Here is a 23730-nt window from a genome sequence, read left to right on the forward strand (position 1 = left end):
ATCACGCCCCAGCTCAGGGCTCGCGCAGTCGCCAGCCGCCGGCCAGCGCCGGCTCGGGCACCGGCGCCGACACCGGCCCGCGGTCGCGGCGCAGCAGCAGCGACAGCACGGCCGCGCCGATCGACAGCGCGCCGGCCACGTACCAGGCCAGCGCATAGGTGCCGAGCTGGTCCCGGATCACGCCGGCGCCGGTCGCCGCGACCGCCGCGCCGATCTGGTGCGAGGCGAAGACCCAGCCGAACACCACCGGCCCGTTGTCGCCGAAGTACTCCCGGCAGAGCGCGACCGTCGGCGGCACGGTGGCCACCCAGTCGAGCCCGTAGAAGACGATGAAGACCAGCATGTTGGGCTCGGCGGTCGCCGCGAAGAGGCTCGGCAGCACGAGCAGCGACGCGCCGCGCAGCGCGTAGTAGGCACCCAGGAGCAGCCGACTGTCGACCCGGTCGGTGAGCCACCCGGACGCGATCGTGCCGACGATGTCGAAGAGCCCGACCAGGGCGAGCAGCCCCGCCGCGGTGGTCTGCGGCATGCCGTGGTCGTGCGCGGCGGGGATGAAGTGCGTGCCGACCAGCCCGTTGGTGGTCGCGCCGCAGATCGCGAAGCCGCCGGCGAGCAGCCAGAACGGTCGGGTCCGCGCCGCCGCGGCCAGCCCGCCGAGCGCGCGCGCCGCCGCGCCCCGCCCGTCGTGCGGCGTCGGCGGCGCGGGCTCGGTCGCGCCGTACGCGGTCACGCCGAGCTCCGCCGGGTGGTCGCGCAGCAGGAACCAGATCAGCGGTACGACCGCCAGCGCCGCCCCGGCGACGATCAGCGCGGCGGTACGCCAGCCGTGCTCGCCGGTGACCGTGGCCAGCACCGGCAGGAACACCAGTTGGCCCGCGGCGCTGCCGGCGGTGAGCACCCCGGTGACCAGCCCGCGCCGGCGCACGAACCACCGCCCGGTCACGGTGGCGACGAAGGAGAGCGCCATCGAGCCGGTGCCGAGCCCGACGAGCACGCCCCAGCAGAGGATCAGCTGCCAGCTGGCGGTCATGAAGACGGTCAGCGCGCTGCCGGCGGCGACCACCAGCAGCGCCGCGGCCACCACCCGGCGCACCCCGAACCGCTCCATCAGGGCGGCGGCGAACGGCGCGGTCAGTCCGAACAGCACGAGGTTGACCGAGACGGCGGCGGAGATCGTGCCGAGCGGCCAGCGGAACTCGGCGTGCAACGGGTGGATCAGCACGGCGGGAGTGGCGCGGAAGCCGGCGGCGCCGACCAACGCGACGAACGCGACGGCGGCGACGATCCAGGCCGGATGCAGACGGGTACGACTCACCCGGCCAGTGTTGATCAAAGTTGGCCCGTTCGGGGAGTGGCCCGCCGGCCAGGATGCGCAAGAATCGGGCCATGTCCGGTCACGCAATCGCCGTCCTGGCGCTCGACAGCGTGGTGGCGCTCGACCTCGGCACCCCCGCGCAGGTCTTCGGGGCCGCCCGGGACGCGGCCGGTCGGCCGCTCTACACCGTCACCACCTGCACAGCGGATGGCACGCCGGTGCGCAGCACCGCCGGCTTCCGGGTGCTGCCCGACGCCGGACTGGCGGCGACCGCCACCGCCGACACGGTGATCGTCCCCGGCGTGCAACACGGTCCGGCGCTCAGCGACGGCGCCGTCGACCCCGCGGTGACGGCGGCACTACGCGCCGCGCACCGCCGCGGCGCCCGCGTCATGTCGATCTGCACCGGCGCCTTCGTGCTGGCCGCCGCCGGCCTGCTCGACGACCGACCCGCGACCACCCACTGGTGGTACGCGGACGGGTTCCGCCGGCTCCACCCGCGGGTGCGGCTCGACCCCGACGTGCTCTTCGTCGACGACGGCGAGGTGCTCACCTCGGCCGGGGTGGCGGCCGGAATCGACCTCTGCCTGCACGTGGTGCGGCGGGATCACGGCAGCGAGGTGGCCAACCGGGCGGCGCGGCGCTGCGTCGTGCCGCCGTGGCGGGACGGCGGCCAGGCGCAGTACATCGAACGGCCGCTGCCGGAACCCGCGGAGGCGTCCACGGCGGCCACCCGGCAGTGGATGCTGCGCCGGCTCGACGAGCCGCTGACGCTGCGCGCGATGGCGCAGCACGCAAGCATGAGCGTGCGCACCTTCACCCGCCGGTTCCGCGACGAGACCGGGCTCAGCCCCGCCCGGTGGCTGCTCCGGCAGCGCACCGAGCACGCCCGGCTGCTGCTGGAGACCACCGACCTCGGCGTCGACCGGGTGGCGCGGCAGGCCGGCTTCGGCACCGCCGCGGCCCTACGCCAGCAGTTTCAGGCCGCGCTCGGCGTCGCCCCGGCCACCTACCGCCGCACGTTCCGCCGCCCAGCCGTCCCCTCGGAGAGGCTCAGCGGCATGCGGCGCCGTTGAGCGTGAACGTGGTGGGGGCGGGCTGGGCGCCGCCCGGCGTACCCAGGAAGCCGAAACTGACCGACCCGCCCGGCGCGATCGTCGCGTTCCAGTTGGCGTTGCGGGCGGTCACCGCCGCGCCCTGCTGGCTACCGACCGCGTTCCACCAGTTCGATGCGCGCTGGGGGCCCGGGAACGTCCAGCCCACCGTCCAGCCGTTGACCGGCTGGCTGCCGGTGTTGGTCACGGTCACCGTCGCGGTGAAACCGGTCCCCCACTGGCTGTCCACCTTGTACGTCACCGCGCAGGTCGCGGCCGGGGCGGTCGTGCCGAATGAGATCCGGTGCAGCTGGCCGGGCAGGTCGTTGGCGAGATAGAACTCGCCGTCGGCGTCGACCCCGAGCGTCGTCGGCTGGATGGTCAGCTCGCCGAGCGGCCGCGTCGCGTAGCCGCCGCCGGAGGCCGGCCGGATCGCGAAGGCGGTGCCGGAGCAGTAGTCGGTGGCCAGGTATGTGCCGGCGGCGAGGTCGGCGAACTGCCGGCCGCGGTAGACGTGCCCGCCGATCACCGCGCACCCGTCGGTCGAGGTCCGGTAGGAGAAGACGGCCTCGACGTACTGCGCGCCGGGCACGCAGCGGTCGGGGTTGAAGACCTGCGGACCCTCCCGGCAGGACCAGCCCAGGTTGGCGCCGGCGCGCCCGCGGGCCAGGTGGTCCACCTCCTCGTACGTCCCCTGGCCGACGTCGGCGATCCAGAGCGAGCCGTCCTGCGGGTCGAACGAGAACTTCCACGGGTTGCGCAGCCCGTACGCCCAGATCTCCGGGCGGGCACCGGCGGTGCCGACGAAGGGGTTGTCGGCGGGGACGCAGTAGGGGCGGCCCGCGCAGCCGACGTCCAGCCGCAGGATCTTGCCGAGCAGCGTGCCGAGGTTCTGGCCGGTGTTCAGCACGTCGTCGGCGCCGCCGCCGTCGCCGAGGCTCCAGTAGAGGTAGCCGTCCGGGCCGAACGCGAGCTGCCCGCCGTTGTGGTTGGGGTACTCGGCGTGCGGCTGGGTCAGCAGGATCTCCTCGCGCGCCGGCGGCACCGGCGTCTGGTCCGCCCGGTCCAGCCGGAAGCGGGACAGTGTCACCCGGCCGTCGGGCAGCGCGGTGTAGGCCACGTACAGGGCGCGGGTCTGCGCGAAGCGCGGCGAGGTCGCGATGCCGAGCAGGCCGCGCTCGTTGCCGGACGTGTCGACCCGGTCGGTGAGGTCCAGCAACGTGTCGGCGGCCAGCCCGCTCTCCGGGTGGTACGTGCGCACGGTGCCGGCCTTCTCGGTGATCAGCAACCGGCGGCTGCCGTCGTCGGGCGCGACGATCGCGGTGGGACGGCGCAGCCCGGAGGCGACCTGGGTGGTGGTGACGGTGAGCTGGTCGAGCGGCACCGCCGCGGCGGGGGCGGCGGGGGCGGCGCCGCGGGCGGCGGGCGCGGCGGAGAGCACGAGTGGGGCGAGGAGCGCCACCGCAGCGGTGACGCCCAGCCGTCCGAAAGTTCGCCGCATATCGACTCCCATCGTTTCGACGGAAGGTAGTGCCCGCACACGGTCCCGCCAACCGCCGGCCCAGATTCTGGGAACGCTCCCAGTGGAGGGAGCGGCGGAAGATTCAGGCCCGCAGCGCGCGGAGCTGGTCGGTATGGGTCGGCAGATGCAGGCGTCCGTGCAGGTCGAGCACCCGCCCCCAGGGCAGCGGCTCGTCGACGCGGAGCGCGAAGCCGTCGCGGATCAGCGTGTGGACCAGCGTCTCGCCGTGCACGCCGAGCCGCCCGATCACCCCGGACACCCGCTCGCTGCTCTCGCGCAGCCGGTCCGCCAGCCCGGGCAGTCCGCCGCATTCGGCGATGATCGCGTCGAGCTGCGGATTGTGCAGCTCGTTGTGGTTGTAGTAGACCCAGGGCGAGCCGGCCAGCACCGCCTCGGTGGTCCGCAGCAGCAGCTCGTCGTTGGCCACCACGTGCGCGGCCACCTGCTCGGCGCGCCACTGGCCCGGCGGCGGGGGCGCGAAGCCGCCGGCCTCGATCTCGGCGAGCAGGGCGTCGTACGCCCGGCGCAGCTCGGCCGCCTCCATGCCGCCACTCTAGGCGGCCGGCGCGGTGCGCCGAGCCTGATCAGCGGGCCCGGCGGCCGCGGCGCGCGTGGAGGTAGTCGGCGACGACGTAGCGGCCGAGTTCGTCGGCGTCGGGGGTGAAGACCCGGCCGCCGCTGCGCCGCGCGACCGCGTCGACGAAGCGGCGCAGGCCGGGGTCCTCGCCGAGCATGAACACGTTCAGCGTCGCCCCGGCGCGGGTCAGTTGATCGACCTCGTGCACGGTCGCGCGCACCGTCTCGGGCAGCGGCGGCCAGCAGAACACCGCCTCCCCGTCGGCCTCCAGGTGCGCGGTGGGCTCGCCGTCGGTGACGACCAGGACGACCGGCTCGGCCCCCGCATGCCGGCGCAGGTGCCGACCGGCGAGCCGCAGCGCGTGTTGCAGGTTGGTGCCCTGGATCAGCTCCGGCCCGACGGCGGCGAGCTCGGTCTGCGAGAGCGGCAGCGCGCGCCGCCCGAAGCCGATGATCTGCAGCGCGTCCTGCGGGAACCGGGTCGCGACCAGATGCGACAGCGCGAGCGCGGTCTGCTTCATCGGCCCCCACCGCCCGTCGGCGATCATCGAGTACGACAGGTCGACGCAGAGCGCCACCGCCGCCGAGGCGCGCCGCTCGGTCTCCACCACCTCGAAGTCCTCGACGGCGAGCCGCACCGGGGTCGCCGGGCCCGCGCGGCGCACCGCGTTGCCGATCGTGCGCACCACGTCGAGCGGCTGCTCATCGCCGTACTCCCAGGGCCGCGACGCCCCGGTCAGCTCGCCGGCGGCGCCGGCCGAGCGCAGGTCGTGCTGACCGCGCGGCCTGCCGGCCAGCTCGGCGAAGACCGCGCGCAGCGCGGTCGCGCCCAGCCGCCGCAGCGCCTTCGGGCTCAGCGTCAGCCCCTCGGCGTCGCGGCTCACCCAGCCCTGCCGGCGCAGCTCGCGCTCCAGCTCCTGCAGCCGTCGTACGTCGTCGGCGGCGTCCCGGCCGAGCTGCCGCGACACCGCCTCCACGTCGACGTCGTCGAGGGTGGCGCCCGGGTGCTCCTGGCCGAGCTGGTCGAGCAGGTCGTCGAGCTCGCCGATCTCCTCCAGCGCGGCGGCCGCGTCGCCGTACCCGAGCCCGTCGCGGCCGCGTACCTGCGCGCCGCGCCCCCAGCGCAGGTCGGGGCGGAGTGCCCGCAGGTTGTCGGTGAGCGCGGCCAGCTCCGGCGCGAGGTCGCCGAGGGAGTGCGCCATCAGCCGGGACAGCTCGTCGCGCTGCTGCGGCGACAGGGAGCGCAGCAGCCGCTCACCGGCGGCGGCGCGCCGGGCGAGCGTGTCGACCAGCTCGTCGACGGAGCCGGGCTTCTCCGGGAAGAACTCGCCGTGCCGGCGCATGAACTCGGCGAACGCGTCGGTGGTGTCCTCGGCGCGGGCGTGCCGGGCGAGCAGGTCGTTGAGGTCGCGCAGCATCTCCGCGGTCCGCTGCCGCGCCGCCGGGTCCTGCTCGCGCAGCGCGTCGCGCAGCCCGGCGAACCGCTGCTCCAGCACGTCGCGGCGCAGCCCCTCGACGATCTGCTGGTACGACCGGCGCGCGTCGTCGCTGGCCCAGTCGTACCCGGCCAGCTCGGCCACGGCGCGCGCGGTGGAGCGGGGCAGGTTGTCCAGCACGGTCTCGGCGAAGCGGGCGGCCTCGTCGTCGCGCCGGCCCAGCTCGTCGCGCTCGGCGGCGAGCGCCTGGTCGAGAAGCGCCCGGGCGCGGGTCACCGCGCCGTCGAGCTCGCCGCGGCGCAGCGCCTCCCGGCGCAGCCGCCGGGCCCGGGCGGCCAGCTCGTCGAGGCCCCGGCCGCCCTGCGGGCCTCGGCGCAGCAGGTCCCGCAGCGCCTCGCGCAGGCTGCCGCCGGCGAGCACCTCGGCGCCGACGGCGTCGACGGCGGCGCGCACATCGTACGGCGGGGCGAGCGGGTCGGGTCCGCCGCGCCACGCCCCGTACCGGTAGCGGTTGCCCGGCACGGCTCAGTCCCGCCCGCCGTAGCGGGTGCGCCCGCCGTCGGTGAGGTCCTTGCCGAGCCGCCGGGTCAGGTGCAGCCCTTCGAGGACGAACTCGATCGCGGCGGCGGCCTCGCCGGGGGTGGGCGCGTCGCCCAGGCCGAGCCGGTCGAGCACCTTCGCCAGGCCGGGGACCGTGCCGACCTGCCGCAGCAGCTCCTCGGCGGCGACCAGCTCGCCGGTCTCGATGACGGCGTCGTCGGCGACGAGCGCGGTGAAGCCGGAGAGGTCGAGCCCGGCGAGGCGGTCGCGGAACGTCTCGGCGGTCGCGGTCCGCAACAGGTGCGCGAGGAGCTCGATCTCCCGCCCCTCCTCGCCGCTTTCGAACTCCACCTTGCCGCGCAGCGTGCTCACCACCGAGACCGTGTCGCCGACCCGGGCCACCGGCTCGCCCTCGCCGAGCAGCCCGGCGCGGCGCAGGGCGGCGGCGGCGACGGTCTCGGCGGCGGCGATCGCGAACCGCGCCGAGACCCCGGAGCGGGCATCGACCGACGGCGACTCGCGCACGGCGCGGGCGAACCGGGCGACGACCTCCAGCACGTGCTCGGGGACCGCGGCGACCAGCGCGGCCTCCTGGCGGACCAGCGCGGTCTCCAGCTCCAGGTCGACCGGGTAGTGGGTGCGGATCTCCGCGCCGAAGCGGTCCTTGAGGGGGGTGATGATGCGCCCGCGGTTGGTGTAGTCCTCCGGGTTGGCGCTGGCGACCAGCAGCAGGTCCAGCGGCAGCCGGAGCTGGTAGCCGCGCACCTGGATGTCGCGCTCCTCCAGCACGTTCAGCAGCGCGACCTGGATCCGCTCGGCGAGGTCGGGCAGCTCGTTGACCGCGAAGATGCCGCGGTTGGTACGGGGCACGAGTCCGAAGTGGATGGTCTCGGGGTCGCCGAGGGTGCGCCCCTGCGCGACCCGGATCGGGTCGACGTCGCCGATCAGGTCGCCGACGCTCGTGTCCGGGGTGGCGAGCTTCTCGCCGTACCGCATGGAGCGGTGCAACCAGGCGACCGGCAGGCCGTCGCCCGACTCGGCGGCGAGCGCGCGCATCGCCGGCGAGACCGGGTGCAGCGGGTGCTCGTTGAGCTCGGAGCCGGCGATCACCGGGGTCCATTCGTCCAAAAGCGACACCAGCGACCGGATCAGGCGCGTCTTGCCCTGCCCGCGCTCGCCGAGCAGCACCATGTCGTGGCCGGCGAGCAGCGCGCGCTCCACCTCCGGCAGTACGGTGTCCTGGTAGCCGACGATGCCGGGAAAGCGGTCGGCGCCCTCCCGCATCCGGGCGAGCAGGTTCTCGCGCAGCTCCTGCTTCACCGTTCGATAGCGATGGCCGGTCGCCCGCAGCTCGCCGACGGTACGGGGCAGGTCGGCGGGCGGGGTGGGGAGCGCCGGTTCGGCGGTTGCGGTCACCCGTCGACGCTAGCGCGCCCGCCGCGGATCGCCATCCGATCCGCCCGATTGGTCGTTAAAAACGCCGTTTTTGCCATCGATCATCGACACTGTTAGTAGCACCATTAGTGCGGAGAGTAGGCGATACTGAATCATGCCCCCCTCCCCCATCCCCACCGCCGCCCCCGGCGACGATCCCGCCCAGATTGCCAACCTCGTCATCACCTGGTCCGGGGTGATTCTCGCGGCCTTCGCGCTGCTGGTCGCGATCCTCACCGTGCTGTTCGTGGTCGCGGGCTTCGTCGGCATCCGCGAGCTGCGCTCGATCCGGCAGACCGGCGAGCGCGCCCGGCGCGAACTCGACAAGCAGCAGACCGTGGCCCAGGAGATCGTGGCCCAGGCCGACCGCGCGATCCACGGCGCGGAGATCCTCTCCGAGCAGGCGAACACGTTGATCGGCCGGGTGCAGACCGCGGTCGCCCGCGCGGACGAGCAGTCCGAGCAGGTGCACCTGCTCATCGACGACATGCAGTCCCGGCTCAGCGACTTCGACCAGCGGCTCACCACCCAGGTCGAGGTCTCGTACCTGTTCAATCAGGGCGAGGCGGCGTACCGGGAGGGCAACTACGCGACCTCCGTGGAGTACCTGCGCCGGGCGATCGAGCTGGACCCGAAGAACCCGCGGGTGCGCTACCGACTCGGCCGCTCCCTGACCAACCTCGGCGAGGACGCCGCGGCCGCCGAGGAGCTGAAGACGGCGCTGGAATACCACCTGCCCACCCACGCGGGCGAGCGGGCGCTCGCGCTGCTGCACCGCTACTCCGACCCCGACCTGGCGCTGGCGCACGCGCGCCGGGCCATCCAGCACAACCCGGCCGAGGCCGGCACCTGGAACTGCCTGGGGCTGATCCTGCGCGACAACGGGGACTTCGCGGGCGCGCGCGAGGCGCACCAGCAGGCGAACCAGCTCGACGGGGAACAGGTCGTCACGCCGTTCTACCTGGCGCTGCTCGCCGCCCAGGCGCAGGCGCTGCCGCACGCGCGGGACCGCTCGGCCGAGGCGATAAAGCGGCTGGAGACCGGGCACGGACGGGCCAGCATCAAGCCGATGTGGGCGGCCCTGATCCGCTGGGCCGACCTGCTGATGCGCGGCTCCTACGCGGAGGCCGACAGGTTCGCTGACATTCTGTACGAGACTTGCCCGTCTACCCGACGGGCGCGGGAGATCTGTGATCACATGGACTTCTTGCTACGCTCCCTCGGTCGCGAGGAGCACCGGGAGCGCTACGTCGCGCGGATCGAGGAGCACTGGCTGAGCAACCACCAGGGGTAACGGACACTAGGACAGGTTGGTGGGTCTGGGTTTCGGCGGTCTCCTTCGACGCGTTGCGGCCTCCACCCTCGGCCTGCACGGGGTACGCCTGTGCGAGTCGTCGCCCGCCCCCGAACTTCGTCGCGGCGGCCGGGAACCGGTCCGGTTCATGGACGTGATCCTGCTCCCCCTGACCACCGAGGATCTCAACACCCGCCAGATCCGCGAGGTCAACAAGCTCCGCCGGCAACTGATGCTCGGCGACCAGTCCGCCCAGTACGCGACGAACCACCGCGTCAAGAGCGCGATGGCCGCGGCCGTGACCCGGGTCGGCGCGCGCTCGGTGCTCGACTGGGGCTGCGGCTACCACCCGATGCGCGGGCTGCTGGAACACCGCGACCATTTCGTCGGCGTGGACATCGACCCGGAGGTGATCGCGGACAACCTCCGGCACGGCGTCGCCTGCCTGCCCGCCCAGGACGCCCCCACGATGCTCGCCGGGATGGCGTTCGACGCGATCGTGAGCGTCTTCGTCTTCCATTTCCGGATGCCGCCGGAGCACATCGAGTCCATGGTGCGGCTGATCGGCGCGAACGGCTTCATTCTCGCCAATGTCTACCGCCGGTCCGCCGAATCACGGCAGCGGCTGCGCCGGGCCTTCGAGGCACGCGGCCTGCAGGTCTGGACCCGTACGGATCCGACGCGCTGCGCGGCCGACCACGAATTCTGGTTGATCGCCTCGCCCCGCCGCGCCCACGAGGTCGCCGAGACGGTGCTCGACACCACGGTCGAACGGATGCGCCAACCGGCGCCGGCACACCCCTGACGCGGCCGGCGCGTCAGTACGCCGGGTCGTCCGTGTCCTGCGCGTCCTCCTCGGTCTCGGCGCCGTACCGGCGGGCGAGCGGCAGCACCACCCAGAGGAGAAGGAACCAGAGCGCGGTGACGGCCGTGAGCACGAACGCGACGCGCCCGGGGAGGATGAAGTCGGTGACGAGCAGCACCGCCGCCACCATCGCGATCAGCAGCGCGGCCATCCCGCCGGCCGCCATCCGGTGGGCGTACCGGGCGAGCTCGGGCTTGCGCCCGCTGCGGAACACCGCCCGGTGGAAGGCGACCGGCGAGATCAGCAGCGCGACCGCGGCCGCCGACGCCAGCAGCGCCACGAAGTAGCAGCCGCGCTGGAACCCGCTCAGCCTGGGGAAGCCGGTGGTGAACGGCAGGCTCAGCAGGAACGCGAAGAGGATCTGCACGCCGTTCTGCGCGACCCGCAACTCGTGCAGCAGGTCGTAGAAGTTGCGTTGCCACCGTTGCTTCTTCGTCTCCCGCGTCATCGCGGTCAACCCCTCGCCGAGCGCGCCCCGTGACCGGAGGCGGGTGCTGCCCCGTGGGGGACGGTCTACCCGCGGTGACCGGCCGGAAACCGGCCGGCGACCGTGAACGACCGCTCGGCTCAGCGCCCCGGCCGCCGGCCGCGTCCGCCCGGCCCGACCCGTCGCGTTCATCGATGCCGGCGATAGATTCGCAACCAGCACACATCGATGCATTTACCGCCGTCGTACCGAGGGTCCGGCCGCGATGCCGCCTCCCGCCGCGGAAAGGATGGCCGCGCATGAGCAACCCCGCCGGAGTCGAGATCATCGGCCCGCTGCACGACCGGTACGACGAGATCCTCACCCCGGACGCGCTCGCGTTCCTCGCCGAGCTGCACCGGACGTTCGAGCAGCGGCGTCGGGCCCTGCTGGTCGGGCGGGCCGAGCGGGGGGCCGCGCTGGCCGGCGGGGGCCTCCTGGACTTCCTGCCGGGGACCCGGAACATCCGCGACGGCGAGTGGCGGGTGGCCGACCCGGCGCCGGGGCTGGTCGACCGCCGGGTCGAGATCACCGGGCCGACCGACGCGAAGATGACGATCAACGCGCTCAACTCCGGCGCGAAGGTGTGGCTCGCCGACCACGAGGACGCGAACACCCCACGCTGGGAGAACGTGATCGAAGGGCAGCTCAACCTCCGGGACGCGGTCGCGCGCACGCTGGAGTTCACCTCGCCCGAGGGCAGGCGCTACCGGCTGAACGACGGCGAGCTGCCGACGATCGTGGTGCGGCCGCGCGGCTGGCACCTGACCGAGAAGCACATCCTGGTCGACGGCGAGCGCAGCTCCGGCAGCCTCGTCGACTTCGGCCTCTACTTCTTCCACTGCGCGAAGGCGCAGCTCGCGCGCGGCAGCGGCCCGTACTTCTACCTGCCGAAGCTGGAGAGCCACCTGGAGGCGCGGCTGTGGAACGACGTGTTCGTGCTGGCCCAGCAGCGGCTCGGTCTGCCGCTCGGCACGATCCGCGCCACCGTGCTGATCGAGACGTTCCCGGCGGCGTTCGAGATGGAGGAGATCCTCTACGAGCTGCGCGCGCACTCGGCCGGGCTGAACGCCGGACGCTGGGACTTCATGTTCAGCGTCATCAAGAAGTTCCGCACCCGTGGGCGGGACTTCCTGCTCCCCGACCGCAACGCCGTGACGATGACCGCGCCGTTCATGCGCGCGTACACCGAACTGCTGGTGCGGACCTGCCACAAGCGCGGCGCGCACGCGATCGGCGGCATGGCCGCGTTCATCCCCAGTCGGCGCGACCCCGAGGTCAACGAGGCGGCCATCGCGAAGGTCCGCGACGACAAGCGCCGGGAGGCGACCGACGGCTTCGACGGCTCCTGGGTGGCCCACCCCGACCTGGTGCCGGTCTGCCGGGAGGTCTTCGACGCCGTGCTCGGCGAGCGCCCGCACCAGCTCGACCGCACCCGCGACGAGGTGCGGGTCACCGCCGCGCAACTGCTCGCGGTCGCCGACACCCCCGGCCGGACGACTGAGGCAGGGCTGCGCAACGCGGTCAGCGTCGGCATCCAGTACCTGGCGAGCTGGCTGCGCGGCTCCGGCGCCGTAGCGGTCTTCAACCTGATGGAGGACGCGGCAACCGCCGAGATCTCGCGGTCGCAGGTGTGGCAGTGGCTGCACAACGACGTGGTCCTCGACGACACCGGCGACAAGGTCACCCGCGAGCTGGTCGAGCGGATCGCCGACGAGGAGATCGCGCGGCTCGGCCCCGATCCCGCCCGGTACGCCGAGGCCCGCGCGCTGTTCATGGAGGTCGCGGTCGCGGACGACTTCGTCGACTTCCTGACCCTGCCCGCCTACGAACGGATGGCCTGATCACGAAACGGAGGCCGGCGATGACCACGCGGGAGATCGGGACCCTGGCCGCGACGCTGCGGGCGGCGCTCGGCGACGAGCAGGTGATCAGCGACCGGCAGGAGCTGCGGACGTACGAGTGCGACGGGCTCGCGCAGTACCGGGTCGTCCCGGCGCTGGTGGCGCTGCCCCGGACGGCGGAGCAGTGCGCGGCGGTGGTGCGGGCGTGCGCCGCGGCCGACGTGCCGTTCGTGGCGCGCGGCTCGGGAACCGGGCTCTCCGGCGGGGCGCTGCCGCACGCCGACGGGGTGCTGATCGTGACCTCGCAGCTGCGCACGATCAAGGAGATCGCCCCGCAGGACGAGCGGGCCGTGGTCGAGCCGGGTGTGATCAACCTGCACGTGACCCGGGCCGCCGCCCCGTACGGCTACTACTACGCCCCCGACCCGTCCAGCCAGCAGATCTGCTCGATCGGCGGCAACGTCGCGGAGAACTCCGGCGGCGCGCACTGCCTCAAGTACGGCTTCACCACCAACCACGTGACCGGCCTGCAGGTGGTCACCCCGGACGGCGACCTGGTCCGGCTCGGCGGGCGCGCCCCGGACGCGCCCGGCTACGACCTGGTCGGCGCGTTCGTCGGTTCGGAGGGGACGCTCGGGATCGCGACCGAGGTCACCGTCCGGCTGGTCCGACTGCCGGAGACGGTGCGCACCCTGCTGGCGGCGTTTCGCGGCACCGACGCCGCGGGCGCGGCCACCTCGGCGATCATCGGCGCCGGGGTCATCCCGGCGGCGGTCGAGATGATGGACGCGCTGGCGATCGAGGCGGCCGAGGCGGCGGTGCACTGCGGGTACCCGGCGGGCGCCGGGGCGGTGCTGATCGTCGAGCTGGACGGCCCGGCGTCCGAGGTCGAGGCGCAGTTCGCGCAGGTCGAACGGCTCTGCCGGGAGCACGGCGCCTTCGAGATCCGGATCGCGGCCGACGAGACCGAGCGGCTGCTGTTCTGGAAGGGCCGCAAGTCGGCGTTCGCCGCGGTCGGTCGGATCAGCCCCGACTACATCGTCCAGGACGGGGTGATCCCCCGTACCGCGCTGCCCGAGGTGCTGCGCCGGATCGATCAGCTCTCCCGCGAGCGCGGCATCCGGGTCGCCAACGTCTTCCACGCCGGCGACGGCAACCTGCATCCGCTGGTGCTCTTCGACGACGCGGTCGAGGGGCAGGCCGAACGGGCCGAGGAGGTCTCCGGGGCGATCCTGGAGCTCTGCGTCGCGCTCGGCGGCTCGATCACCGGCGAGCACGGCGTCGGGATGGACAAGGCCCGCTACATGCCGCGGATGTTCACCGACGACGACCTGGACACGATGCAGCTGCTGCGCTGCGCGTTCGACCCGCGCGGGCTCGCCAACCCCGGCAAGGTCTTCCCGACGCCGCGGCTCTGCGGGGAGGTGCCGGGCCGGCGCACCGGGGTGCACCCCGCGCAGGCGGCGGGGCTGGCGGAGGTGTTCTGACCATGCCGGACGCCGTTCTCGCCGCGCTGCGTGCGGCGTCGCACGAGGCCAGCGGCCGCAGCAACCACACCGACGGGGTGTGGCTGGCCGACGACGAGCCGATCCTGCCGGGCGTACGACCCCGGTACATGGCGGCGCCCGGCTCCACCGCCGAGGCCGCCGCGGTGCTGCGCGCCGCCGCCGCCCACGACCTCGCGGTGGTGGTCGGCGGCGGGCTCACGAAGCAGGACTGGGCCGCCCCGCCCCGCCGCTGCGACCTGCTGCTGAGCACCCGCCGACTGACCGGGGTGGTCGAGCACGCCGCCGGGGACCTGATCGCGGTGGTGCGCGCCGGCACCCGGCTGACCGAGTTGGCGGAGCTGCTGGCCCCCGCCGGCCAGCAGCTCGCGCTGGACGCGCCGCTGTCCGGCGCGACCGTCGGCGGCACGGTCGCGGTGAGCACCAGCGGGCCGCGCCGGATGCTCTACGGCACCGTCCGCGACCTGCTGATCGGCGTCACGGTGGTCCGGCCCGACGGGGCGGTGGCGCACGCCGGCGGCAAGGTGGTGAAGAACGTCGCCGGCTACGACCTCGGCAAGCTGATCACCGGCTCGTACGGCACGCTCGGCCTGGTCACCGAGGCCGCGTTCCGGCTGCACCCCTGCCCCGCCGCCAGCGCGTACGTGTCGCGGCGCGCCGCCGACCCGGCCGACGCCGCCCGGCTCGTCGCCGGCGTGCTCGCCGGGCAGGTGGTGCCGAGCGCGCTGGAGATCGACGCCCCGGCCGAGGGCGGGCTCGCGGTGGTGGTGCTGCTCGAAGGGACCGCCAACGGTGTGGCGGGGCGCGCGGTGCGGACCACCCGGCTGCTCGGCGGGGACGCGGCGATCTCGGACGCGCCGCCGGGCTGGTGGTCGGCGTACCCGTGGGGGCCGGGCGACGTGGGGATGAAGCTGACCGCCGCGCTCTCCGGGGTTCCGGCGCTGCTCACCGCGGCGCTGACGGCGCGCCGGCAGCACGGCGTGCCGTTGGCGCTGCGCGGCTCGGCCGGCACCGGCGTGCTCTACGCGGGCCTGCCCGGCACGACGCGGGCGGAGACGGTGGCGGTCGTGGTCGACGCGCTGCGGGCCGCCGCGGGCGCGGCCGGCGGGCACGCGGTGGTGCTGACCGCGCCGGCGGCGGTGCGGGAGCGCGTCGACCTGTGGGGCCCGGTCGAGGGGCTGGAGCTGATGCGCCGGGTGAAGCGGCAGTTCGATCCCGACGCGCGGTTCGCGCCCGGACGCTTCGTGGGAGGGATCTGAGGTGAACGCCTTCGACGACCACCACCCGCCCCGGCCCGACCTGGTCGCCGACTGCGTCCACTGTGGGTTCTGCCTGCCCACCTGTCCCACGTACGTGCTGTGGGGCGAGGAGATGGACTCGCCGCGCGGGCGGATCCACCTGATGCGGCAGGGACTCGACGGCGAGCCGCTGTCGGACTCGATGGCGCAGCACTTCGACCGCTGCCTCGGCTGCATGGCCTGCGTCACCGCCTGCCCGTCCGGGGTGCGGTACGACCGTCTCATCACCGACACCCGCCAACAGGTCGAACGCCGACACCCCCGCACCCGGCGCGAACGGCTGCTCCGCGCGGCGATCTTCGGCCTCTTCCCGTACCCCCGCCGGCTGCGGCTGCTGCGCGGGCCGCTGCGGGCGTACCGGGCGAGCGGGCTGCGCCGGCTGGTGGCCCGCACCAAGCTGCTCCCCCGGCTCGCGCCGAGCCTCGCGGCGCTGGAGTCGCTGGCGCCCCGGCTGACCCGCCCGGAACGGCTGCCCCGGCGGCTGCCGGCCGTCGGGACCCGGCGGGCCCTGGTCGGGATGCTCACCGGCTGCGTGCAGCGGGCGTTCTTCCCCGACGTCAACGCCGCGACCGCCCGGGTGCTCGCCGCCGAGGGGTGCGAGGTGCTGATCCTGCCGGAGCGGCAGGGCTGCTGCGGGGCGTTGAGCGTCCACAACGGACGCGATGCCGAGGCGCGGCGGTTCGCGCGGGCGCTGATCGACACGTTCGAGGGCGCCGGACTCGACCACTTCGTGGTCAACGCGGCCGGCTGCGGCTCGGCGCTGAAGGAGTACGGGGAGCTGCTCGCCGACGACCCGGTGTACGCCGGACGGGCCGCGGCGTTCGCGGCGCGGGTGCGGGACCTGTCCGAGCTGCTCGTCGAGCTCGGTCCGGTGGCGCCCCGGCACCCGCTGCCGGTGACCGTCGCCTACCAGGACGCCTGCCACCTGGCGCACGCCCAGGGCGTCCGCGCCCAGCCGCGCGCGCTGCTCGCCGCCATCCCCGGCCTGACCCTGCGCGAGATCGCCGACCCGGAGCTGTGCTGCGGCTCCGCCGGCGTCTGGAACGTGCTCAACCCCGAACCGGCGGCCGAACTCGGCGAGCGCAAGGCCCGCGATGTGCTCGCCACCGGCGCCGAACTGCTCGTCACCGCCAACCCCGGCTGCATGATGCAGATCGCCGCCGCCGTGCAGCGGATCGGCGCCACCATCGCGCTGGCGCACACCGCCCAGCTCCTCGACGCGTCGATCCGCGGCCTCGATGTCGAACAGCTCCTCCGCACCGCCTCCCGTCCGTCCCCCACCGGTTCGAGGTGACCCCCATGCTGGAGCAGTACACGATCATCACCGACCCCGTCGGCGGCTCCGTCGCGCTCTCCGCGATCTTCGCCGCCCTCCCCCTGCTCACGCTCTTCGTCCTGCTCGGCGTGCTGCGGATGCGGGCCTGGCTCGCCGGCCTCATCTCGCTCGCCGTCGCGCTCGCGGTGGCGGTCGCCATCTACGCGATGCCGGCCGGCCAGGCGCTGCTCTCCGCGACCGAGGGCGCGGCGTTCGGGTTCTTCCCGATCCTGTGGATCGTCATCAACGCGATCTGGGTCTACAACCTCACCGTCGCGAGCGGCCACTTCGACGTGCTGCGGCGCTCCTTCGAGCGGGTCAGCCCGGACATGCGGATCCAGGCGATCATCATCGCGTTCTGCTTCGGCGCGCTGCTGGAGGCGCTGGCGGGCTTCGGCACACCGGTCGCGATCACGGTCGTCATGCTGATGGCGCTCGGCTTCCGGCCGATCCACGCCGCCGCGGTGTCGCTGATCGCCAACACCGCGCCGGTCGCGTACGGCGCGCTCGCCACCCCGATCGTCACGCTCGCCACCGTGACCAGCGGCGCCAACGACGACGCGCGGCTCACCGTCGAGACGCTCGGCGCGATGGTCGGGCGGCAGACCCCGATCCTCGCCGTCGTGGTGCCGCTGGTGCTCGTGGCCGTGGTCGACGGCCGGCGCGGGGTCCGGCAGACCTGGCCGGCCGCGCTGGTCGCCGGGCTCTCGTTCGGGATCGCGCAGTTCGTCGCCGCGAACTACATCTCGGTTCCGCTGACCGACATCGTCGCGGCGCTGGTCTCGGCCGGCGCGGTCGTGGCGCTGGTCCGGATCTGGCGTCCGGCGGAGTCGCCGGAGCTGCAGGCATCACCGGAGGCGGCGGACGGCCCGGCGGGGGCGGCGGACCGCGGGGCGGTGGTGCCGGCGGCCCGGCGCGGCGACCGGGACGTCGCGGCGCGCAGCCCGGTCGCGGCGGGCGGCGGCGCGACCGCGACCGACGGGCCGGACGCAGCCGACCCGGGCGGCGCGGTCCCGGCCGGCGCCGGCCCCGGGGTACGCGACACCGCCGGTCCGCCCGCCACGGTCGGGCGGGACCGGCCGGCGGAGGTGGCGCGCGCGTACGCGCCGTACCTGATCATCATTGCGATCTTCTCGATCGCGAACCTCGGACCGGTCAAGGACGCGCTGGCCGGCGAGCCGTGGACGGTGAAGTTCCCCTGGCCCGGCCTGGACGTCGTCAACGCCGCCGGCGAACCGCTGTCGTCGATGACGTTCACCTTGAACTGGCTGCCCGCCGCCGGCACCCTGATGATCTTCGCCGGGCTGCTCACCGCCGTCGTGCTGCGCGTCTCCGCCGGCCGGGCGCTCCGCGCCTACCTGGCGACCTACGTCGAGCTGCGCAACGCGATCGTCACGGTGATGGCGGTGCTGGCATTGGCGTACGTGCTCAACCAGTCCGGGCAGACCCAGACCCTGGGCACGTTCCTAGCCCAGGCCGGCGGCGGCTTCGTCTTCCTCTCCGCGATCCTCGGCTGGATCGGCGTCGCGGTGACCGGCTCCGACACCTCGGCCAACGCGCTCTTCGGGGCGTTGCAGGTGCAGACGGCGGCGCGGGCCGGGCTCGATCCGCTGCTGCTCGCCGCGGCCAACTCCTCCGGCGGCGTGATGGGCAAGATGATCAGCCCGCAGAACCTGGCGATCGCCGCCGCGGCGGTCGGCATGGCCGGCCGGGAGGGCGAGATCTTCCGCAAGGTGCTGGGGTGGAGCCTGGCGCTGCTGCTGTTCATGTGCGTGCTGGTGGCGCTGCAGGCCTCACCGGTGCTCGGCTGGATGGTGCCCTGAGGCGCCGCGCCCCCCGTGACCGGCGCGGCACGCCGCGCCGATCACCGCCGGGCTCAGCCCGCGGCGTTGGCCGTGGTCGGGCACGGCCAGACGCTGCGCTCCAGCCAGCGCTGGAACGGGCCGGGCCGGGCGATGCCGTACCCCTGCGCGAAGTCGACGCCGGCGGCGCGCACACAGCCCAGGATCTCGTCGTCCTCGACGAACTCGGCGATCGTGCGCAGCCCCAGCCGGTGGCCGATGCCGTTGACGGACTCCACCATCAGCCGGTCGACGGGGTCGCGGGTGATGCCGCGGACGAAGTTGCCGTCGATCTTCAGGTAGTCCACCGGCAGACACTTGAGGTACGCGAACGACGACAGCCCGGCGCCGAAGTCGTCCAGCGCGAAGTGGAAGCCCAGCCCGCGCAGCGTGCTGATGAAGTCGGCGGCCGCGGTCAGATCGGTGATCGCCACGGTCTCGGTGATCTCGAAGCAGACGAGATCGGGCCGGACACCGGTCTCGGCCAGCTGCGCGCGGATGTACTCCAGGAAGCGCGGGTCCCCGACGGACGGTCCGGAGAGGTTGATGGAGTAGCGGTCGCCGTCGGCCGGCCGGCCGGCGTAGTGCCGGGCGAGAGCGGCGAAGGTGGCGCCCACCACCCAGCGGTCGAGCGCCGGCAGCAGGTCGTACCGCTCGGCCGCCGGCAGGAACGCGCCCGGGGCGACCATCGTGCCGTCGGTGTCGCGCAGCCGCAGCAGCAGCTCCCCGAAGCGCCCGTGCGCGTGCCCGCTCACCGGGACGATCGGCTGGAAGTACAGCTCCAGCCGGTCCTCGCGCAGCGCCGCCATCACCCGCGCCGCCCACTCCACCGCGTTGCGGTGCCGGGCCAGCGCCGCGTCGTCGGGCTCGTAGACCTCGACGCGGTTGCGCCCCTTGTCCTTCGCCGCGTAGCAGGCCGCCTCGGCCGCCCCGATCACCTCCTGCGGCGCCAACGCCAGCGAGGTGACCGGCACGACGCCGATGCTCGCGGTGACCTCGAAGGCGCGATCGGCGTTGCCGAAGCCGCGCTGCGCGAGGCGGCAGCGGAGCCGTTCGGCGTACGCCACCGCGTCGGCGAGGGTGTGCCCGGGCAACAACACCGCGAACCGATCCCCGCCGAGCCGCGCGAGGTCCGCGTGCGGGTCCAGCTCGCGCAGCGCCGCCGCGACCTGACGCAGCAGCTCGTCACCGGCGGCCTGGCCGCAGGTCTCGGTGACGATCCGGAAACGGTCGAGGTTCGCGGCGCAGACCGCGTACGGCTCACGGTCCCGCCCGGTCGCCACCAGCGCGGTGGCCACCCGGCGCTCGAACTCGGCCCGGTTGAGCGTCCCGGTCAGCGCGTCGTGGCTTGTCCGGTACTCCAGCTCGGCGACCGCCCGGTCGCGCGCGTCCTGGGCACGCTCGGTCACCCGCCAGTGCACCAGCACGGCGGCCGAGGCCGCGCCCAGGAACATCAGGTGCAGGGCCGCCCAGGCGTGCGGTGGCTGCGTGCCGTCCGGGTGCGTGTAGATCGCGTGCGGCGCGATCGGGTCGATCACGATGTGTTCGACCACCACCACGGCGGCGGCGACGAGGTACGCCAGCCAGTCCTGATAGAACATGATCACGAGTAGCGTGACGAAGAAGTGCAGGTGCGCCTCCGGCATCCCGTCGGCGACATGGATCACGACCGCCGTGGAACCGACCAGCCCGAGGGTGGCGACCGCCGACCGCAGCCGGCGACCCAGCCGGGGATATCCCGCGCCCAGCAGGCTCAGCACGAGCGGCGTCACGTGTTCGGCGGCGTGCAACGGGGGAATGCCACGCGCCAGCCCGTACCCGAACAGCCCTGCCGCGTGCAGCGCGATCAGCCACCAGATGAACCGGTGGCGATTCCTCCACTCGACGGGCGACAACGGTCGTCCCCGCGGAACTGCCGCGCGGACCGCGCCCATCAGTGTCGTCACCCTCGCCTGTTCGGCGACGACCAGAACGAACTGAGGAATGTCGGGCCGGGATCGGCCGCCGGGCGCCGCATCGGGTTGAGCGTCACATCTTCCTCAACTCGCGGCACGTCCGGCCGATCGGACGGTGTCAGCGTTCTGCGCCGGGCCCACCCGCACCGGCGTCCGCGCCCCACGGAGGACGGTTCATGGTCGACGAGGTGTCGTTGCCCGCCATCAACGCGCTGATCGAGGTGAGCGTTTTCGGCGGAGACTCCTACAAGTCGCGGGTGGAGGACCTCGACAACGGCGTCATCACCGTCGCCGCGCCGCTCAACCTGCGGGTCACCGAAGTGCCGGACGTCGGCGACAAGCTGACCGTGCGTTGGCCCGCCGGCCCGCGCGGCCGGTACGCGGTGACCGGATCGATCGTGGAGGTCACGAGCGGGGCCGTGCCGCGCTGGGCGATGCGCCCAGAGGGGGCACCCAAAATCGAACAGAGCCGCTCCTTCGTGCGCGGCGGCGGCAACGAGCCGCTGAAGGTGCAGCGGATCAAGCCGGACGGCGAGCCGGCCTCCGGCCGGGTCATCGACATCAGCGAGGGCGGCATCCGGGCACGCTTCGACCAGCTCGAGCTGGGCGCGGGTGACGAGGTGCACGTCACGGTCGAGCTCGGCGACGACGTGCTGGGCACCGAGGGCCGGGTGCTGCGGACATGGCAGGACGGCGAGGACGAGGCGGAGACCTTCGTCGTCATCGTCTTCGAGCCGCACGAACGCGACGCCCGGGTGATCCGCCGGTACGTCCTGCGGCACCAGCTGATGATGCGCAACGGCCGCCTCAACGACTGAGCACCCCTCCCCGTTCGCCCGTTCCGCGATGACCGCACGAGACCTACCGAGGAGTACGGCCGGTTGGTAGCGTCAGCCGCGTTGGCTGCACCACCAACCGGGCTGAAGGTGGCCGCGGCCCGGTGCGAGGCGAGCCGGCCGAGCACCCCGCGGCAGGCCGACCAGAGAGGCATCGTTGCTGACCACGCTTGAAGGCCACTACCTGCGGTCCATTGTGCTCGATCACTATCGGGTGCGTCGCTACCTCCAGTCGGAGGGCGCGGCGTGGGACACGATGCCGTTCTTCGGCCTCGTTGAGGCGGCGTTCAACACGGCCGTGGGGCAGCTCGGCCGCACCCGGTTGGGCCCGGACCAGCTGGAGCGCTTCGCCGACCGCGCCGCCGCCTCGTCCCGCCGGTTCTACTCGGTCACCCCCGATGAGGCCTCCCGGGTGCTCCGGTACGAGCTGGGCGAGGAGGTGGCGGTGGCCGACCTGGGCGGCCGGCTCGAGCTCGCGGCCCGGGTCGCGGTGATCGCCACGACCGTCCCGCACCTGCGGCTCACCCTGCACGACCTCGACAACATGCTGCGCAAGGCGGAGCTGCTCGCCCAGCAGTGGGGGTTCGACGCGACCCCGTACTATCCCGGCACGCTGGCCCGGTTGGTCCTGATGCTCGCCGACGCGCGCTGGACCACCGCGCGGCTGCGCCGGGGCCGGCACCACCTGCGGCCCGCGCTCCCCCGGCACTCCCGCGCCCGCTGAGGCGCGGGCGAGGGGGTCAGAGGGCGGAGCCGGGGCAGAGCAGGGCGACGGCGGCGGGCAGGTCGGGGAGCACCAGCGTGGCGGGCGGGTCGTCGGGCAGGTGCCCGTACTCGCCGGTGGTCACCCGGATGGCGCGGGCCCCCACCGCGCGCGCCACCGCCACGTCCTTGCCGGGCCGGTCCCCCAGCACGACCAGCTCCCCCGCCGGCACCCCGAGCAGCTCGGCGGCGTGCCGCAGCCCCCGCGGGTCCGGCTTGCGGGCCGCGCGCCCACCCAGCTCGTCGGTGATCACCACCGCGTCGAACGCGTCGGCCAGCCCGGTGGCGGCCAGCTTGGCCCGCTGGATGGCGGGGTTGCCGTCGGTCAGGCAGGCCAGCGGGTACCGCACCCGCAGCGCGGCGAGCGCCGCCCGCACCCCGGGATACGTCGGCAGGCGCCGCGGCCGGTACGCCGTGAACGCCGCCACCAGCTCCGGCACCAGCTCGACGATCCGCGCCGGCGGCACCCCGCACGCGGCCAGCGCGCGGTCGATCGTGCCGCCGCGATCGGAGCCGGCGCGCAGCTCGACGCGGAGCGCGCGGGCCACCGCGGCCCCGTGCAGCCCGGCGCGGGCGGCGGCCCGCCCCACCGCGCGAGCCGCGCCGGCCAGATAGGAAGCCTGCGGGTAGGCGGTGTCGTCGAGATCGACGACCACCCCGGCGGGGAGTCGGCCGGGCCAGGTCACCACGGTAGCCGCCCGTCGGTGTAGTCGGGCTCGGTCAGGGTCAGCAGGGGCGTGGTGGCCGGGTCGGCGAGCAGCGCCGCGACCCGCGCGCCGGTGGTGCCGTCGCCGTACGGGCAGGGCAGCGCGGCGATCCGGGCCTGCTCGTCGGGACGGGCGAGCCGGCGCGCGGCGGCGAGCGCCCGGTCTGCCTCCTCGTCGGTGGTCAGTCCGGTCAGGACGGTCGAGCCGAGCTCCACCCCCTCCCAGCGCGGCGTGGACCGGCGCAGCACCACCACCGGCACCCCGAAGTAGGCCGCCTCCTCCTGCAGCCCACCCGAGTCGGTGACCGCGAGCCGCGCGTGCGCCAGCGCGGTCAGCAGCTCCGGGTACGGCAGCGGCTCCCGCAGCGTCACCCCGGGCGCACCGGCGAGCCGCCCGGACAGCCCGTGCTCGCGCAGCCGGGCCGCGGTGCGCGGGTGCACCGGGAAGAGCACCGGGCCGACCCGGGCCGCGAGCGCGGTCACCAGGTCGACGAGGCGGCGCAGCCGGGCCGGGTCGTCGACGTTGCCGGCCCGGTGCGCGGTGACGAGCACCCCGGTGCGCTCCCCCAGCGGCGCGGGGTCGACGGCGCGTTCCCGCAGGGCGTCGATGACCGGGTTGCCGACCACGAAGACGCGTTCGGCGGCGATCCCCTCAGCGGCGAGGAACGCGGCGGCCCGGACGGTGGGCGCGAGGTGCAGCTGCGCGACGGCCGCGGCGAGCCGCCGGTTGCTCTCCTCCACGCTGCGCTGGTTGAAGCTGCGCAGCCCGGCCTCCAGGTGGGCCAGCGGCAGCCCGGCGGCCCGGGCGGCCAGCGCGTACGCGGGCACGGTGTGGGTGTCGCCGAGCGCGAGCACCAGGTCGACGGGGTGCGCGTCGAGCACCCGGGCGGCGTCGGCGACCAGCGCCCCGAGCCGCCCGACCCCCTCGGGCAGCCGCAGCCGGACGTCGGGTTCGAGCCCGAGCGCGGCCTGCACGTCGGCGGCCATGGCCGGGGTCGCGTGCTGGCCGGTGTCCACGGTGGTCACCGCGTGCCCGGCGGCGCGCAGGGCGCGGACCACCGGGGCGAGCTTGATGACCTCCGGTCGGGTGCCGAACGGGACGAGAACCCGGCGGGACACCGCCGTC

The 23730-nt window shown here is 74.3% G+C and carries 19 protein-coding genes; 10 read left to right on the plus strand and 9 right to left on the minus strand.

Annotated features, from left to right (window positions below):
* Nucleotides 1-13 precede the first annotated feature (13 nt).
* Nucleotides 14-1315 carry an MFS transporter gene (locus BLW47_RS09975; protein WP_091554844.1) on the minus strand — a complete coding sequence of 434 codons (1302 nt, stop codon included), beginning with the start codon at nucleotides 1313-1315 and terminating at the stop codon, nucleotides 14-16.
* 53 nt (nucleotides 1316-1368) lie between these two features.
* Here BLW47_RS09975 and BLW47_RS09980 point away from each other — a divergent pair, with 53 nt between their 5' ends.
* Nucleotides 1369-2391 (plus strand): GlxA family transcriptional regulator, encoded by a 1023-nt coding sequence (locus tag BLW47_RS09980; RefSeq protein ID WP_091554846.1) that lies wholly within the window; start codon nucleotides 1369-1371, stop codon nucleotides 2389-2391.
* Here BLW47_RS09980 and BLW47_RS09985 read toward each other — a convergent pair.
* The 4 genes from BLW47_RS09985 to BLW47_RS10000 all read right to left on the minus strand — a co-directional run bounded on the left by BLW47_RS09985 (nucleotide 2369) and on the right by BLW47_RS10000 (nucleotide 7899).
* A complete protein-coding gene (locus BLW47_RS09985) occupies nucleotides 2369-3910 on the minus strand; it encodes a PQQ-dependent sugar dehydrogenase (RefSeq protein ID WP_091554848.1) in 1542 nt (513 codons plus the stop codon). The two genes, BLW47_RS09980 and BLW47_RS09985, sit on opposite strands and share 23 nt — an antisense overlap.
* Before the next feature lie 103 nt (nucleotides 3911-4013).
* On the minus strand, nucleotides 4014-4475 hold the full coding sequence (locus BLW47_RS09990; RefSeq protein WP_091554850.1) for a hypothetical protein: 462 nt from the start codon (nucleotides 4473-4475) through the stop codon (nucleotides 4014-4016).
* A 40-nt stretch (nucleotides 4476-4515) separates the two neighbouring features.
* Nucleotides 4516-6465, minus strand: coding sequence for a vWA domain-containing protein (locus BLW47_RS09995; protein WP_091554852.1), 1950 nt, complete (start codon nucleotides 6463-6465; stop codon nucleotides 4516-4518).
* 3 nt (nucleotides 6466-6468) lie between these two features.
* On the minus strand, nucleotides 6469-7899 hold the full coding sequence (locus BLW47_RS10000; RefSeq protein WP_091554854.1) for a sigma 54-interacting transcriptional regulator: 1431 nt from the start codon (nucleotides 7897-7899) through the stop codon (nucleotides 6469-6471).
* Nucleotides 7900-8032: 133 nt separating this feature from the next.
* Here BLW47_RS10000 and BLW47_RS10005 point away from each other — a divergent pair, with 133 nt between their 5' ends.
* Together BLW47_RS10005 and BLW47_RS10010 are read left to right on the plus strand one after the other, a co-directional pair.
* Nucleotides 8033-9211, plus strand: coding sequence for a tetratricopeptide repeat protein (locus BLW47_RS10005; protein ID WP_091554856.1), 1179 nt, complete (start codon nucleotides 8033-8035; stop codon nucleotides 9209-9211).
* Between the two features lie 19 nt (nucleotides 9212-9230).
* Nucleotides 9231-10016, plus strand: a complete 786-nt coding sequence (locus tag BLW47_RS10010; protein ID WP_139307216.1) for a methyltransferase domain-containing protein — start codon at nucleotides 9231-9233, stop codon at nucleotides 10014-10016.
* A gap of 13 nt (nucleotides 10017-10029) precedes the next feature.
* On the opposite strand, the gene BLW47_RS10015 is transcribed toward BLW47_RS10010, so the two are convergent.
* Nucleotides 10030-10524: a DUF6328 family protein gene (locus BLW47_RS10015; protein WP_091554860.1), complete on the minus strand. Its 495-nt coding sequence runs from the start codon at nucleotides 10522-10524 to the stop codon at nucleotides 10030-10032.
* A 278-nt stretch (nucleotides 10525-10802) separates the two neighbouring features.
* Here BLW47_RS10015 and aceB point away from each other — a divergent pair, with 278 nt between their 5' ends.
* Genes aceB through BLW47_RS10040 form a run of 5 tightly spaced genes read left to right on the plus strand, consistent with a single transcriptional unit; the run spans nucleotide 10803 to nucleotide 18327 of the window.
* A complete protein-coding gene (gene aceB / locus BLW47_RS10020; RefSeq protein ID WP_091554861.1) occupies nucleotides 10803-12386 on the plus strand; it encodes a malate synthase A in 1584 nt (527 codons plus the stop codon).
* Between the two features lie 20 nt (nucleotides 12387-12406).
* Nucleotides 12407-13873 (plus strand): FAD-linked oxidase C-terminal domain-containing protein, encoded by a 1467-nt coding sequence (locus BLW47_RS10025; RefSeq protein ID WP_091554863.1) that lies wholly within the window; start codon nucleotides 12407-12409, stop codon nucleotides 13871-13873.
* Between the two features lie 2 nt (nucleotides 13874-13875).
* Nucleotides 13876-15150, plus strand: a complete 1275-nt coding sequence (locus tag BLW47_RS10030; protein ID WP_091554865.1) for an FAD-binding oxidoreductase — start codon at nucleotides 13876-13878, stop codon at nucleotides 15148-15150.
* Between the two features lies 1 nt (nucleotide 15151).
* Nucleotides 15152-16483 (plus strand): (Fe-S)-binding protein, encoded by a 1332-nt coding sequence (locus tag BLW47_RS10035; protein ID WP_245736569.1) that lies wholly within the window; start codon nucleotides 15152-15154, stop codon nucleotides 16481-16483.
* A gap of 5 nt (nucleotides 16484-16488) precedes the next feature.
* Nucleotides 16489-18327: an L-lactate permease gene (locus BLW47_RS10040; protein ID WP_091554869.1), complete on the plus strand. Its 1839-nt coding sequence runs from the start codon at nucleotides 16489-16491 to the stop codon at nucleotides 18325-18327.
* Between the two features lie 53 nt (nucleotides 18328-18380).
* On the opposite strand, the gene BLW47_RS10045 is transcribed toward BLW47_RS10040, so the two are convergent.
* Complete coding sequence (locus BLW47_RS10045) at nucleotides 18381-20240, minus strand: putative bifunctional diguanylate cyclase/phosphodiesterase (RefSeq protein ID WP_175543574.1); 1860 nt, start codon at nucleotides 20238-20240, stop codon at nucleotides 18381-18383.
* 236 nt (nucleotides 20241-20476) lie between these two features.
* Here BLW47_RS10045 and BLW47_RS10050 point away from each other — a divergent pair, with 236 nt between their 5' ends.
* Together BLW47_RS10050 and BLW47_RS10055 are read left to right on the plus strand one after the other, a co-directional pair.
* Nucleotides 20477-21118, plus strand: coding sequence for a PilZ domain-containing protein (locus BLW47_RS10050; RefSeq protein ID WP_091554874.1), 642 nt, complete (start codon nucleotides 20477-20479; stop codon nucleotides 21116-21118).
* Nucleotides 21119-21293: 175 nt separating this feature from the next.
* Nucleotides 21294-21860 carry a hypothetical protein gene (locus BLW47_RS10055; protein ID WP_139307219.1) on the plus strand — a complete coding sequence of 189 codons (567 nt, stop codon included), beginning with the start codon at nucleotides 21294-21296 and terminating at the stop codon, nucleotides 21858-21860.
* Nucleotides 21861-21876: 16 nt separating this feature from the next.
* On the opposite strand, the gene BLW47_RS10060 is transcribed toward BLW47_RS10055, so the two are convergent.
* Both BLW47_RS10060 and wecB read right to left on the minus strand, forming a co-directional pair.
* Nucleotides 21877-22587, minus strand: coding sequence for an HAD family hydrolase (locus BLW47_RS10060; RefSeq protein ID WP_091554878.1), 711 nt, complete (start codon nucleotides 22585-22587; stop codon nucleotides 21877-21879).
* Complete coding sequence (gene wecB / locus BLW47_RS10065) at nucleotides 22581-23723, minus strand: non-hydrolyzing UDP-N-acetylglucosamine 2-epimerase (RefSeq protein ID WP_425435379.1); 1143 nt, start codon at nucleotides 23721-23723, stop codon at nucleotides 22581-22583. Before wecB ends, BLW47_RS10060 begins: the two co-directional genes overlap by 7 nt.
* Between the last annotated feature and the right edge of the window lie 7 nt (nucleotides 23724-23730).

The organism is Micromonospora pattaloongensis, from assembly GCF_900107255.1.
Classification (GTDB): Bacteria; Actinomycetota; Actinomycetes; order Mycobacteriales; family Micromonosporaceae; genus Micromonospora_I; species Micromonospora_I pattaloongensis.

Coding starts and splice junctions, on each gene's coding strand:
- BLW47_RS10025 (WP_091554863.1), top strand. CDS start 12,407: ATGACCACGCGGGAGATCGGGACCCTGGCCGCGACGCTGCGGGCGGCG.
- BLW47_RS09990 (WP_091554850.1), bottom strand. CDS start 4,475: ATGGAGGCGGCCGAGCTGCGCCGGGCGTACGACGCCCTGCTCGCCGAG.
- BLW47_RS10050 (WP_091554874.1), top strand. CDS start 20,477: ATGGTCGACGAGGTGTCGTTGCCCGCCATCAACGCGCTGATCGAGGTG.
- aceB (WP_091554861.1), top strand. CDS start 10,803: ATGAGCAACCCCGCCGGAGTCGAGATCATCGGCCCGCTGCACGACCGG.
- BLW47_RS10005 (WP_091554856.1), top strand. CDS start 8,033: ATGCCCCCCTCCCCCATCCCCACCGCCGCCCCCGGCGACGATCCCGCC.
- BLW47_RS09980 (WP_091554846.1), top strand. CDS start 1,369: ATGCGCAAGAATCGGGCCATGTCCGGTCACGCAATCGCCGTCCTGGCG.
- BLW47_RS10030 (WP_091554865.1), top strand. CDS start 13,876: ATGCCGGACGCCGTTCTCGCCGCGCTGCGTGCGGCGTCGCACGAGGCC.
- BLW47_RS10040 (WP_091554869.1), top strand. CDS start 16,489: ATGCTGGAGCAGTACACGATCATCACCGACCCCGTCGGCGGCTCCGTC.
- BLW47_RS09985 (WP_091554848.1), bottom strand. CDS start 3,910: ATGCGGCGAACTTTCGGACGGCTGGGCGTCACCGCTGCGGTGGCGCTC.
- BLW47_RS10015 (WP_091554860.1), bottom strand. CDS start 10,524: ATGACGCGGGAGACGAAGAAGCAACGGTGGCAACGCAACTTCTACGAC.